At 35.9% G+C, this 14,056-nt stretch carries 11 protein-coding genes; all 11 read left to right on the top strand.

Annotated elements, in window-relative coordinates; genetic code table 11:
• The first annotated feature begins 7 nt into the window (after positions 1-7).
• Complete coding sequence (locus ABLV12_RS12655) at positions 8-2,173, top strand: polysaccharide biosynthesis tyrosine autokinase (RefSeq protein ID WP_032728465.1); 2,166 nt, start codon at positions 8-10, stop codon at positions 2,171-2,173.
• 80 nt (positions 2,174-2,253) lie between these two features.
• Positions 2,254-3,681: an undecaprenyl-phosphate galactose phosphotransferase WbaP gene (gene wbaP / locus ABLV12_RS12650; protein WP_348867076.1), complete on the top strand. Its 1,428-nt coding sequence runs from the start codon at positions 2,254-2,256 to the stop codon at positions 3,679-3,681.
• 46 nt (positions 3,682-3,727) lie between these two features.
• Positions 3,728-4,960, top strand: coding sequence for an O-antigen ligase family protein (locus ABLV12_RS12645; protein WP_348867075.1), 1,233 nt, complete (start codon positions 3,728-3,730; stop codon positions 4,958-4,960).
• Entirely contained in the window at positions 4,953-5,471 is a 519-nt protein-coding gene (locus ABLV12_RS12640) for a serine acetyltransferase (protein ID WP_049102274.1), read from the top strand. The genes ABLV12_RS12645 and ABLV12_RS12640 overlap by 8 nt, the downstream gene beginning before the upstream one ends.
• Positions 5,464-6,327: a glycosyltransferase gene (locus ABLV12_RS12635; protein WP_032728459.1), complete on the top strand. Its 864-nt coding sequence runs from the start codon at positions 5,464-5,466 to the stop codon at positions 6,325-6,327. Before ABLV12_RS12640 ends, ABLV12_RS12635 begins: the two co-directional genes overlap by 8 nt.
• Positions 6,324-7,451: a glycosyltransferase family 4 protein gene (locus ABLV12_RS12630; protein WP_032728457.1), complete on the top strand. Its 1,128-nt coding sequence runs from the start codon at positions 6,324-6,326 to the stop codon at positions 7,449-7,451. The genes ABLV12_RS12635 and ABLV12_RS12630 overlap by 4 nt, the downstream gene beginning before the upstream one ends.
• 39 nt (positions 7,452-7,490) lie before the next feature.
• Positions 7,491-8,741, top strand: coding sequence for a hypothetical protein (locus ABLV12_RS12625; RefSeq protein ID WP_049102272.1), 1,251 nt, complete (start codon positions 7,491-7,493; stop codon positions 8,739-8,741).
• Positions 8,742-8,975: 234 nt separating this feature from the next.
• The gene (locus tag ABLV12_RS12620) at positions 8,976-10,124 is read left to right on the top strand and encodes a glycosyltransferase family 4 protein (protein ID WP_196551266.1); all 1,149 of its coding nucleotides are present in this window, start codon (positions 8,976-8,978) and stop codon (positions 10,122-10,124) included.
• 288 nt (positions 10,125-10,412) lie between these two features.
• A complete protein-coding gene (locus ABLV12_RS12615; RefSeq protein ID WP_049102270.1) occupies positions 10,413-11,672 on the top strand; it encodes an oligosaccharide flippase family protein in 1,260 nt (419 codons plus the stop codon).
• Positions 11,673-12,086: 414 nt separating this feature from the next.
• On the top strand, positions 12,087-13,493 hold the full coding sequence (gene gndA, locus ABLV12_RS12610; RefSeq protein ID WP_023321280.1) for an NADP-dependent phosphogluconate dehydrogenase: 1,407 nt from the start codon (positions 12,087-12,089) through the stop codon (positions 13,491-13,493).
• A 213-nt stretch (positions 13,494-13,706) separates the two neighbouring features.
• Positions 13,707-14,056, top strand: a 350-nt coding sequence (locus ABLV12_RS12605) for a sugar phosphate nucleotidyltransferase (RefSeq protein WP_348867072.1), incomplete at its 3' end; no start/stop codon positions are given.

Below are 14,056 nucleotides of genomic sequence, written 5' to 3'. Positions count from 1 at the left end.
ATATTGCATGACTTCAGTCACATCTAAGAAATCGACGATGCCAGAATCGGATGAAATAGATTTAGGGCGCGTTGTTGGTGAATTAATCGATCACCGCAAACTCATCATATCTATAACATCGGTTTTTACCTTATTTGCATTACTCTATGCATTATTAGCGACTCCAGTCTACCAGACGGACGCGTTAATTCAAATAGAACAGAGACAAGGGAATGCTATACTAAGTAGTCTAAGTCAAGTTTTACCAGATGGCCAACCCCAATCAGCACCTGAAACAGCTTTACTACAATCTCGAATGATTCTTGGGAAAACAATAGATGATTTGAACCTACAAATTCAAATCAAACAAAAATACTTTCCTATTGTTGGCCGTGGTATAGCAAGGTTAATGGGGGAGAAAACTGGTAATATTGACATTTCTCGTCTATATTTGCCTGGTAGTGATGATATTAGTAACAATTCACCAAGCATATTATTAACAGTAAAAGATAAAAATAATTATTCGATCGATATCGATGGTATTCAACTCAATGGAACAGTAGGGGTGCTGGTAAATGAAAACGGCATTTCATTATTGGTTAACGAGATTGATGCTAAGCCAGGCGATCAATTTATTATTACGCAATTACCGCGCTTAAAGGCTATCTCGGATCTTTTGGGGGCCCTAAGCGTTGCCGATTTGGGCAAAGATACAGGGATGTTGACTTTGACGCTGACCGGAGATAATCCAAAGAGAATATCTCATATTTTGGATAGTATCAGTCAGAATTATCTTGCGCAAAATATTGCTAGGCAAGCTGCGCAAGATGCTAAAAGTTTAGAGTTTCTAAATCAACAATTGCCCAAAGTTCGTGCCGAGTTAGATTTAGCAGAAGACAAGTTAAACGCTTACCGTAAGCAGAAAGATTCAGTTGACTTGAACATGGAAGCTAAATCAGTTCTTGACCAAATAGTTAACGTTGATAATCAACTAAATGAACTAACATTCCGTGAGGCCGAAGTTTCACAACTTTATACAAAGGAGCATCCTACATATAAGGCGTTAATGGAAAAACGTCAGACACTTCAAGAAGAAAAATCTAAACTCAATAAGAGAGTAAGTAGTATGCCATCAACGCAGCAGGAAGTGCTGCGATTAAGTCGAGATGTTGAATCTGGTCGTGCTGTGTACTTGCAATTGCTAAACCGGCAGCAAGAACTGAACATTGCTAAATCTAGTGCTATTGGTAACGTGAGAATTATTGATAATGCTGTAACGGATCCTACGCCGGTTAGACCGAAAAAAGCTCTCGTTATTATAATTGGTTTTGTTTTTGGCCTATTTGTATCAATTGCATTAGTATTGTTGCAGGTTTTCCTCCGTCGTGGTATAGAATCACCAGAGCAACTCGAAGAAATTGGAATAAATGTATATGCTAGTATTCCAATATCTGAATGGCTCGCCAAAAATTTACGCCAATCAGGCAAACTTCGAAAAAATCAGTCAGATACATTATTGGCAGTTGATAACCCGGCAGATTTAGCTGTTGAAGCTATTCGTGGTTTGCGCACTAGTTTACATTTTGCGATGATGGAAGCAAAAAACAATGTACTGATGATATCAGGTGCTAGTCCAAGCGCAGGTAAAACTTTTATTAGCAGTAATTTAGCCGCCACAATAGCAATCACTGGGAAAAAAGTTTTATTCATTGATGCAGACCTTCGTAAGGGGTATGCCCACAAAATGTTCGGTCATAAAAACGATAAGGGTTTATCTGAGTTTTTATCAGGACAAATAGCTGCTGAGATGGTTATTGATAAAGTCGTAGGTGGTGAGTTTGATTACATTGGCCGTGGACAAATACCTCCGAATCCAGCCGAATTGCTTATGCATCCACGGTTTGAACAATTATTAAATTGGGCTTCACAGAAATATGATTTAGTTATAATAGATACGCCTCCAATTTTAGCAGTAACAGATGCTGCCATTATTGGTCGATATGCTGGAACTTGTCTCTTAGTTGCCCGCTATGAAAAAAATACTGTAAAAGAAATTGATGTGAGTATGAGACGTTTTGATCAAAGTGGAGTAGCAGTCAAAGGCTGCATACTTAACGGTGTTGTAAAGAAAGCTAGTAGTTATTATGGGTATGGTTATAACCATTACGGCTATTCTTATTCTGATAAAAAATAGACTAACAAAACATGGGACTCTACTTAAGATAGAGTCCCACTATGCTTTGTTTGTTATTTACGCGTACTTGCGAGGAAATTATGACGCATTTGGCAAGAAATGTTAGCTGCAGCATTGCGCTTGCAGTAGTAGATTTCTTTAGCTTAACACTATCTCTATATTTAGCCTTAGGTGTACTATCATTAACACTGGAGCATTTCCAGCAAAGAGTTCCAGAAGACCAAATTGAAGGGTGGATTGGTTTACATTGGTTGTTAGGTGTCTGCTGCGTTGCTTGGTATGGAATTAGGTTACGTCACTATTTTTACCGTAAAACATTCTGGTTTGAACTGAAAGAGATTTTGCGTACACTTGTTATATTTGCTGTTATTGAAGTCGCAGTTATTGCTTTTGCAAAGTGGTATTTTTCACGTTATGTCTGGTTAATGACCTGGGTGTTTGCTGCTGCATTAGTACCATTGTTCCGCATGTCAATAAAGTATATTTTACATTCTTTAGGTTTATGGATGCGTGATACATGGATAATAGGTAGCGGTAAAAATGCTCAAGAGGCGTATAAAGCAATTAATAGCGAAAATAACTTGGGTTTGAAGGTCGTAGGTTTTGTTAACATAGAGGACGGCAATAATTTTGACCATACTATTGATGGAATACGAGTAGTAAACGTTGATAAGACTTGGTTAGCTACTGTTAATAAGAATACTCAATTTATAGTTGCTGTAGAGAATCATCAAAGTGACATACGTAACAATTGGCTCCGTGAGTTTATGATCCGCGGGTATCGCTATGTATCAGTGATACCAACATTGCGCGGGATGCCATTAGATAGTACAGATATGTCATTTATATTTAGCCATGAAGTAATGATTTTTAGAGTGCAACAAAACTTAGCTAAATGGTCATCACGTGCTCTCAAACGCGCATTTGATATTATTGGGTCTGTATCGATTATTATAATACTCTCACCTGTGTTGCTCTATATCTGTCAGAAAGTTAAAAAAGATGGCGGCTCTGCCATTTATGGGCATGAGCGGGTAGGCAAAGGTGGCAAACCATTTAAATGTTTAAAATTTCGCTCAATGGTCGTCAACTCAAAAGAGGTTCTTGAAAAATTATTGGCGAATGATTCCAGCGCAAAAGCTGAATGGGAAGCCACATTTAAATTGAAGGATGATCCCCGTATTACAAAGATAGGACAGTTTTTACGTCGAACTAGCCTTGATGAATTACCTCAGTTGTTCAATGTATTGAAAGGGGAGATGAGTCTGGTGGGCCCTCGTCCAATCATCACAGCTGAGCTTGAACGATACAATGATGAAGTAGATTATTATCTGTTAAGTAAACCTGGTATGACCGGATTGTGGCAAGTTAGTGGCCGTAGTGATGTTGATTATGATACTCGCGTCTATTTAGATGCCTGGTATGTTAAAAACTGGTCAATGTGGAATGACATTGCTATCTTATTTAAAACTATCAGTGTTGTACTTAAGAAAGATGGTGCTTATTGAACCAAATGATTTAGGTTATGATTGATTTGCGTTAAAGGAAATTTATGTGAGGACACTTTCAAAATTTATAATACTACTATCGCTAATTTTTTCTGTAACAAACTATGTACCGATTAGTGTTTTAGTGCTATTACTAGCGCCTATTTCAGTAATAGGTATTTTTTACAGAACGGAGATTTTAAAATTTAAAAAAATTGAATTTTATTTACTATTACTATATGTATATGTAATTGCATCCACAATTATATACAACCCTAATTCTTTCTTCGAATTCGATTTCTATAGAAAAGATGGGAACTTTATAATTAGCTATTTAATATTGTTAGTGTTTATATTTTTACCATTACATATTGATATCAATATTGATAAATGGCTCAAACGATCCTTTGTAATATTTTCAATAGCTTCGTTCATTGCCTTCCTTATTATGCCAAAAGAAGTGCCTGAAGAAGGCGGTGCAACTGTACATCACTTTTTCTTTTTATCGCACAATGCCGCAGGAGGGTTTTATTCAGTAATAGGAGCAATGGCACTAGGGATATTTCTACATACAAAAAATAAGCTATATTTATTTTATGCTCTCATGTTTGTCTTTTTCTTATATATGACAAATTCCAGGGGGAGTATTCTGGCTATAATGGCTGCCTTTGGATATTCCCTAATAAAATTTAAGAAGCCTCTTGTTATTTTTGCAGTTTTTTTACTCATTCAGTTTTTTGTTGTATATGAAACATACCCAACTTGGGTATCAATGGGTAAAATTATGTCCGAAAATGCAAATTATACAGTATCCACTGCTGCACAAGCGATTAACTTTCAAAGGGTAGGAACTTTTATTGACCGGCTATACTATTTGTGGCCACGCGCTGTTGATAATTTTATTCACTCGCCAATCGTAGGGCTGGGATTTGGTAGTTATGATGATTTATATTATAGATATGTAAATGTAATTCCTCATTTGTTTTCAATTAAAGATGGTGCGGTTGTCAGACATTCTGAAGCTCACGCACATAATTCAACTTTTACAATTTTGGCTGAATTAGGAATTGTGGGGTATGCCCTTTTTGTTCTGTTGTTTAATGAGATTAATAAAAAAATAATTGCTTTAAAAGATGTTGAGCCTGGTATATTTATGGCCTTAAGCTTGGCTTTTTGGACTTGCATATTTTCGTCTGCGACTGAGCACCGTATAACAACCCCATCACAAATGATACCATTCTTTATATTATTTGGAATATGTTATCTGAAATTTTTTGGAAGAAGGAAAATAAATGATTGAATGGACTAATATGTTTTTGAGGGAAATTAGAACTCAGCCTGTATTAAAGAGCAGGGTGATAATATTTTTGTACAGATTATCTTCTTTATTCTTTAGTCGATCAAGAAACCCTCTGAAATATACATTCTTTATTTTTGTAATGTTATATTATATTATTGTTGAGTGTTTATGGGGCGTGGAAATAAAACCTAAAACAAAAATCGGATGGGGAATTAAAATTTTCCACCCTACGGCAATAATTATAAATCCTGGGGCAGTATTAGGCAGCGGCATTGTTCTGAGACATGGAGTCACTATCGGTAATAAATATAATAGTAAAACTGGGTATGAGACAAAATGTCCTGTTATCAAAGATAATGTTGAATTTGGGGCATATGCATGTGTAATAGGCGAAATAACTATTGGTGAGGATTCAGTTATAGGTGCTATGAGCTACGTAGATTTTAATGTTGAAGCATGTTCAATAATTTCAGCTCATCGTGGCATAGTGTTAAGGAAGAGAAATGCATAAAACCGTTAGTATTTATATTCCTACCCATAATCGTCCGATAATGTTAGCAAGGGCGTTAGATTCATTATTAGCTCAAACATACAACAACTTTCAAGTTTTGGTGTGTAATGATGGTTCATCTGTACCTTATCAACAGATAATAAAGGCATACAAACCAAAATTTTCTGATTTTATATACATCGAAAACCCATACCCAATGGGAGCTTGTTATTCCAGAAACAAGCTAATAAACATTGCAGATGGAGATTATATAACAGGATTAGATGATGATGATGAATTTCTCCCTTCAAGACTTTATGACTTCGTCAGCTCACCCTATCTAGATAAGTATGCATATTTAAGTGCTGGACATATAACTAAAACATCTAGCGGCTTGTTCAAACAGAAGATAGATGAACGCATTATTACGCTTGACACTTTGCTATCGAGGAACGTCGTCGGAAATCAAGTCTTTACAAAGACTAGCTCTTTAAAAGAAAGTGGAGGTTTCGATGAAACCTTGCCTGCATGGCAGGACTATGATGCATGGGTTAATCTTACACATAAAATCGGTAATGGATATAGGATAGAAAAATATAATTATCAATGGAATATTGATCATGAAGAAGGGAGAATAAGTAACTCTTCAAAAGCACAAGTTGGCTATCGATTATTTATTGAAAAACATAAGGATATTCTATCCAAAGAAAACCTCAGAAATCTTTTTGTACAAGATAAAATTAATAGAAATGTTGATATAAGTCTTGTCGACTTATTTAACAATTTTAGCCTTTCTATATTAGCTTTAGTTTGTAAATATAAACTAAAGAAAAAATTTCCCGACATAAAAGAAAAAATTTACAAGGTCTCAAAATGAAAGTGTTGCATGTTTCTGATAGTTATGAAGGTGGTGGCGCTGAGGCTGTACTGCGAGATACAATAAAAGTTTCTGAAGAACTTGGATACCATAACGATATATTTATCTCACAAGAGAAAACATCTATCACTTCCTACATATTCTCTAGGGATTACTACGTTAAATTCCTTCAAAAGCTGAATGATTTTAAACCGGATGTTGTTCATTTGCATAACTATTATCATTACTTGTCCCCATCTATTTTATATGCCTTAAAAAAATATAGAAGAAATTTCAAAATTAAAGTCATATTTACAGCTCATGACTTCCATATAATTTGTCCCAATAGTGGTTTTCAATATTTTAGAAATAATAAAAGATATAACTTTGATTATAATAAAAAAAAATTGAATATTTTCAGAAAGTTTGACCATCGATCATATGCACATTCGTTCCTTAAAGTCATGCAACATCTGTTATGCTACAAATTTTTAAATTTAACGGAAGTGATTGATCTGATCATTTCACCAAGTCATTTTATGAAGACTACCTTATTAAATTATGACATTGCTAAGCCAATAAAGGTTATAAGGAATCCTGTTTTTATAGCTGATGTTGAGAGGCAACCTTTATTAAAAGATGATTGTATTCATATCGTATATGTGGGACGATTGACTCCTGAAAAAGGATTGGTAGAATTTATAAAAAAGATAAATAAAGAAACCAAACAAGTAATTCATTTCCATATTTATGGGGCAGGTGAATCAGCAGATGCAATTAAGTCCCTCAAGTGTAGAAAAGATTTAGAAGTTATTTTTCACGGTTTTATTGATAGAGGTACTCTTATCACAGAAATATCAAAATACCACATATTTGTTTTGCCTTCTATATGGCTTGAAAATGCTCCTGTTTCAATTGTTGAAGCTGCCGCTGCTGGCTTACCTATCATTGTTCCTAATTATGGAGGTTTAGCTGAGATGGCTGAAGAGTCATTATATTACTATAAATTTGATTTTGAGGGTAATGATCTTTCTCAAGTTATTACACAGGCGGCTATAATGAGAGGAATGAATAAATTAAGTAATCCAAATGATTTTTCTTACGATGTATATAAAGAAAACATCCGGAAAGTATATATTGAATAATTCTTAGAGATCAATTCAAAGTTCAAAGGTGGAAAGCAGATGGCAAGATTCTCAGTCCTGTTGTTTTTTATATTACAGGCACTTTATTTAAGCAAGCAAGCATCTGCAGTAACATTTAGCGATCTAAATGGCTCTAATGGCATTTCTTCTGCAGAACTTTCGAAAAAACAAGGGATAAGTATTATTAGAATCGATGTTCCATGGAGTGACATTGAATCGGTGAAGGGACATTATAATTACGCAAAATATGATGATGAAATTATTGCTGCAAAGAAGTTAGGATACGATGTCTTGCCAATACTGGCATATGTTCCCGATTGGAACAAAAGTGTAAAAGGTAAAATTGGGTCACCACCTCTTGATTCTTCTTCTTGGAATGATTTTGTTGCATCTACGGTAAAACGTTATCGTGCGCATCCATATAATATCACTTTTTTCCAAGTCTGGAATGAGCCTACGTTGAAGGCTAAATTTTGGTTAGGAAATAATGAGGATTTTGTAAATAAAATCTATATTCCTGCAGCAAAAATCATACGAGAAAATAATGGTAAGGTAGTATTTGGTGGGTGGCCTTTATCCAATACTTTAAATGAATTTGATTATGTTTTGGATAAATTAGATGCAATAAAATACACTGATATAATTGATTTTCATTATAGAGATCATAAATCATATATTAAGTTATATGATAAATATCTCAGAACAAATAGAGTGGAAGGTATTTGGCAAACTGAATTAGGATTCTCATCAAAGCCTCAAAATTTGTTATCATCTTATCTTAGAATAATGAGTTGGGCACTTAGCCATAATTGGACTTCATCGGATACTTATAAGTTATTTTGGTATCCTGCATGGGCCAGTCGTGAACAAAAACAGTATGGCTTAACTACAACTTTAAAAAACAGAACTACAGTTCTTACAGAAAATGGTAATGAGCTTGTTTTATTAAATGACTTGTATGCTTCTGGTGATTTGGCAAATCAAGAAGTAAAAAGTAATATGAAAAGTTCATTAGATTCAGATGATTATTATTTTGGGGTGAAAATTAGTGAAAGACGAGTAATTATAGCTGTGCTAATAAATAGTGTAAATAGCTATGATAAATTGAATTTTTCTCTTGTAACAAAAAAAGAACCGCGAGATGTAACCTTAATTTCATCAAAGGGTAAGCAGTATCAGTCACATTACTCATATGAAAAAGGTGTTACTCGAATATTTATTGATAAAGATAACTCTCCTGAAGATTGGGATGAGCTCATGAATGTTTTTTTTATTAGAGTAAATCTTTAATTAACTTTCAATTCTTCTTATTAATAAAGTCGCTTACTATACCGATCGCAATGAATTGCTTTAGGTTTAAAATCACCTGCTGCTTTTCTTGATTTATGTTCGAAACTCTAATTGTTATATGGCTATTGATAGGAGTGGATTTTCTTAAAATAGCAGCATGTTGGAAAAGTGCTAGACAACAAACTTATAAAATAAAAGTTATTTTTTTATAGAAGATTATTTATAGAGGTGTTTATGTCACAAAATATTAGCGTAGGACTTGTTGCTGATTGGTTAGTAACTTATGCAGGCTCGGAAAAAGTTATTGCTGAGTTTATAAAATTGTTTCCGCAGGCCGATCTTTATTCTGTTATTGACTTTCTTTCCGATGAGTCGCGAACTCGGTTCATGAATAAACAAGCTACAACAACATTTATTCAAAAATTACCTAAAGCAAAAAGTAACTACCAACGATATTTACCATTTATGCCGCTTGCGATAGAACAATTAGATGTCTCAAAACACGATATTATTCTTTCTAGCAGTCACGCAGTGGCCAAAGGAATATTGACCGGCCCTGATCAATTGCATATAAGCTACGTACATTCCCCAATTCGTTATGCATGGGATTTACAACATCAGTATTTAAGAGAGGCAGGTCTAGATAAGGGCATTAAATCATTCATCGCACGTGTGCTTTTACATAAAATAAGATTGTGGGATTGCCGGACAGCTAATGGTGTAGATCATTTTATTGCAAATTCCCAATTCATTGCTCGACGTATAAAAAAAGTATATGGCCGAGAGGCTGATGTGATTTATCCTCCTGTCGATGTGAATAAATTTAAGCTAAATATAAATAAAGATGATTATTATTTTACTGCATCTCGTATGGTACCTTATAAAAGAATTGATTTGATTGTAGAAGCTTTTTCTGAAATGCCCAATCGAAAACTTATTGTTATTGGTGACGGTCCAGAAATGCAAAAAATAAAAAATAAAGCTAAAGCAAATGTTGAAATATTAGGGTATCAATCTGATGCTGTTATGCAGGAATATATGCGTAATGCTAAAGCTTTTATTTTCGCTGCAGAAGAGGATTTTGGTATTATACCTGTAGAGGCTCAAGCCTGCGGGACTCCAGTTATTGCTTATGGTAAAGGTGGTGCGCTGGAAACAATTCGTCCTCTCGGCGTTGAAAAACCAACTGGATTATTTTTCCATGAACAAACTGTTGCAGATATAATTAAGGCAGTTAATACTTTTGATAATAATGTCGAAAATTTTCATCATCATGATTGTAGGTTTAATGCAGAGAAATTTTCAGTCGAAAGATTTAATGGGGAAATATCAAATTATATTAATGGCAAGTACGATTTATTCAAATTGAGAAGGGAGCAGTAACTCATAATTCAAATTATCCTAACTCTATAATTTTATTATTCTTATGTGGGTTAATATAAATGCTATTGATAGTTTTTATATGCAATACTTGAGGTGTCTTTCTTAATGTAATTTGCTGGTAGTGTCTAAAGCCAATAAGCCTTTATGTTGAAACGTTCTATATGTAATATTTGGGCTCGATTCAATTAATTAATATAGTTTTAGGTATTTAAGTCTGCAAGATTGTTTAACTGTTATGTGAGCCCAATTTATGGTCGACGTATTTATATTTATTTAAGAAGGATCTCAATGAAAAAAAATAGTATTATTAACGCGGCTTGGATGATGTCTGAAAAAATAGTAACATTATTTGGCTTGTTTTTTGTTACTTCATTTGTTGCGAAATACATCGGTCCTTTTCGATTTGGTCAACTAGCTTTAGCTATTGCTATATTCCAAGTTATTCAAGTAATAGCTCAGCTAGGATGCGATAACATTATTTTTAAGCGAGTGTCAGAGAAGGTTTTATCTGGTCTGAAATTAATTTACTCAACTTTTCTGATACGTGGTGGGTTATATTTAATATTGTCTTTCATTGTACTATGTTTTTTTTATGATAAAAGTGATTTTATCAATTATGTATTCTTGATCTCTGTATGTATCGCATGTTTTTTTACGTCTATGGACGTTTTCACTATATACAATGACGCAACTCTAAATTCGAAGTTCAACACTATTGCTAACGTTGTAGGTTTAATCTTTGGTTTAATATTACGTTATATTATTGCTTTTTTTGAGTGGCCTGTATATTTTTTAGCTATACCAATAATTCTAACAACTTTAATTCCTTTTTTAATACGGCTCATATATACGCCAAGAGTTTATGTAGTTAAAGCAAAACATAAATGGCGTTATAACAAGTATCTTTTTACAACCGGGATACCCTTAGTAATATCTACAGTATCGATGACTCTTTACTCGAGAGTCAATCAGTTTACTCTTTCATATTTTAATGGTAGCTATGAACTTGGTATTTATTCTGTTGCTCTAACGCTTGGAACTGCATGGGTTTTCATAGGTAATGCTCTTGCAATATCTTTTCTTTCTAAGATATATTCTGAAAAGGACGAATTGAAAGCCTTAGATAAAACATCAGGTCTACTATCATTTGTCTTTATTATCTTGTCAGTGTTTCCACTTTTTTTCTATTTTTTTGGTAAAACAGTGATTTTATTGCTTTATGGGGAGCAATACATTAATTCGTACGGCATTATAATCATATTATGTATATCGACTGTTATAACTGCAATGGGTTTTATATCCAATAGATATATTGTAAAGTTGTCTGGCTATAAATATTTATCGAAGAAGACTTTCATTGTGTTGGCGTTGAGTATACCTATTTCAACAGTTATGGTATATTTCTTTGGTGTGTATGGTGCTGCTTATAGTGTTTTAATTGTTGAGTTTCTGTCTTTAACTGTAATGAATTATTTTTTCAATAATGGTATTATCTTTAAAGTACACAAAGGAGCTTTTAATTTAAAGAAAATCGCCTCACTGAAATGAATCTTGAATAGAGCTATTAAAACTTGTAGGTAACTATCACTGCATGGAATTTGACCTGCAAATTTTATGGAGCGTTGCTTCTTTAATTATTCTCATTCAGCACGACCTTCTATTAATCTTAAGTATTTAGAGGTTTTCAAGCATTAATTGCCCGGAGCGCTTTACCTTTTCCACGGCTTAGTATAAAAATATATTATTAGCACCGGGTGTACTACTTTACCCTTGTTATTAAATACTATATTAATTCTTGATATGGATGTTTTAATTATATTGAGTCATAGGCGGAGATTATTTAACTATTATTAGTTGCTTCATCTTGATTGCATAATTTCTATACCTTAATGTATGCTTCATGTAATATGCTTTAAACAGCGACGCATATGTCGCTGTTACCACACCTGACAGGAGTATGTAATGTCCAAGCAACAGATCGGTGTTGTCGGTATGGCAGTGATGGGGCGTAACCTTGCGCTCAACATCGAGAGCCGCGGTTATACCGTCTCCGTTTTCAACCGCTCCCGTGAAAAGACTGAAGAAGTAATTGCCGAGAACCCCGGCAAGAAACTGGTCCCACATTATACTGTGCAAGAGTTTGTTGAATCACTCGAGACTCCACGCCGTATCCTGTTAATGGTGAAGGCGGGTGCAGGCACTGACAGTGCCATCGACTCTCTGAAGCCTTACCTGGATAAGGGTGACATCATCATTGATGGTGGTAACACCTTCTTCCAGGATACTATTCGTCGCAATCGCGAACTTTCTGCAGAAGGCTTTAACTTCATTGGCACCGGTGTGTCCGGCGGTGAAGAGGGCGCGCTTAAAGGCCCTTCTATCATGCCTGGTGGTCAGAAAGAAGCTTATGAGCTGGTTGCGCCAATTCTCAAGCAGATTGCCGCAGTTGCAGAAGACGGTGAGCCGTGCGTAACCTATATCGGTGCGGATGGTGCTGGTCATTATGTCAAAATGGTTCACAACGGTATTGAATACGGCGATATGCAGCTTATTGCTGAAGCCTACGCTTTACTGAAAGGTGGCCTGGCGCTTTCTAATGAAGAGCTTGCACAAACTTTCACTGAATGGAATGAAGGTGAGCTGAGCAGCTATCTGATTGACATCACCAAAGACATCTTCACCAAAAAGGATGAAGAGGGTAAATACCTGGTTGACGTGATCCTTGATGAAGCAGCAAACAAAGGTACCGGTAAATGGACAAGCCAGAGTTCTCTGGATCTGGGCGAACCGCTATCGCTTATCACTGAGTCAGTCTTTGCTCGCTATATCTCCTCCCTGAAAGACCAGCGTGTTGCTGCTTCTAAAGTTCTTACCGGGCCGCAAGCGAAGACTGCTGGTGATAAAGCAGAGTTCATTGAGAAAGTTCGTCGCGCTCTCTATCTGGGCAAAATCGTCTCTTACGCTCAAGGTTTCTCCCAGCTCCGTGCTGCGTCTGATGAATACCACTGGGATCTGAACTACGGCGAGATTGCTAAAATCTTCCGTGCAGGCTGCATCATCCGTGCTCAGTTCCTGCAAAAGATCACTGATGCCTATGAGCAGAATGCGGGTATTGCCAACCTGCTGCTGGCGCCTTACTTCAAGCAGATCGCCGATGATTATCAGCAAGCGCTTCGCGATGTGGTTGCCTACGCTGTGCAGAATGGTATTCCGGTTCCAACCTTCTCTGCGGCTATTGCCTACTACGATAGCTATCGTTCCGCTGTACTGCCTGCTAACCTGATTCAGGCGCAGCGTGATTATTTTGGCGCGCATACATATAAGCGTACTGATAAAGAAGGCGTATTCCATACTGAATGGCTTGATTAATTCGTGATAAAACAGCCTGGCAAGAGCCAGGTTGTTTTTTAATTGCGTAACACGGAATCTAATTTCAGTTTTTATTAGAAAATATAAGATTTATATTCCATCCAAAATGTTTTTAATCTTTCTTCTTTTGCAATTTTGTCATAATTTGCAAAAGAAGAAGTCATTACTTCCATAACGTCATATTTAATATTTCATTTTATTAAGGATTTTATCATGTTACTTCCTGTGATTATGGCGGGTGGCACCGGTAGCCGCCTGTGGCCGATGTCCCGTGAACTCTATCCAAAACAGTTTCTCCGACTGTACGGGCAGAACTCCATGTTGCAGGAAACCATCTCGCGCCTCTCCGGTCTGGATACCCATGAGCCTATGGTTATCTGCAATGAAGAGCACCGCTTCCTGGTGGCTGAACAGCTGAGACAGCTCGGTAAACTGTCGAAAAATATCATCCTTGAGCCGGTGGGCCGCAACACGGCACCGGCCATCGCCCTCGCGGCGCTGCAGGCCACGCAGAATGGCGATGACCCGCTGATGCTTGTCCTGGCAGCGGACCACATCATCAA

Origin of the sequence: Klebsiella sp. CN_Kp100 (assembly GCF_040065315.1) — a bacterium.
GTDB classification, from domain to species: domain Bacteria; phylum Pseudomonadota; class Gammaproteobacteria; order Enterobacterales; family Enterobacteriaceae; genus Klebsiella; species Klebsiella oxytoca.
Note: the sequence above shows the minus strand (reverse complement) of the source record. Positions and strands in the feature narration are given on the sequence as shown.

Coding starts and splice junctions, on each gene's coding strand:
- ABLV12_RS12640 (WP_049102274.1), top strand. CDS start 4,953: ATGATTGAATGGACTAATATGTTTTTGAGGGAAATTAGAACTCAGCCT.
- gndA (WP_023321280.1), top strand. CDS start 12,087: ATGTCCAAGCAACAGATCGGTGTTGTCGGTATGGCAGTGATGGGGCGT.
- ABLV12_RS12630 (WP_032728457.1), top strand. CDS start 6,324: ATGAAAGTGTTGCATGTTTCTGATAGTTATGAAGGTGGTGGCGCTGAG.
- ABLV12_RS12655 (WP_032728465.1), top strand. CDS start 8: ATGACTTCAGTCACATCTAAGAAATCGACGATGCCAGAATCGGATGAA.
- ABLV12_RS12625 (WP_049102272.1), top strand. CDS start 7,491: ATGGCAAGATTCTCAGTCCTGTTGTTTTTTATATTACAGGCACTTTAT.
- ABLV12_RS12620 (WP_196551266.1), top strand. CDS start 8,976: ATGTCACAAAATATTAGCGTAGGACTTGTTGCTGATTGGTTAGTAACT.
- ABLV12_RS12635 (WP_032728459.1), top strand. CDS start 5,464: ATGCATAAAACCGTTAGTATTTATATTCCTACCCATAATCGTCCGATA.
- ABLV12_RS12615 (WP_049102270.1), top strand. CDS start 10,413: ATGAAAAAAAATAGTATTATTAACGCGGCTTGGATGATGTCTGAAAAA.
- wbaP (WP_348867076.1), top strand. CDS start 2,254: ATGACGCATTTGGCAAGAAATGTTAGCTGCAGCATTGCGCTTGCAGTA.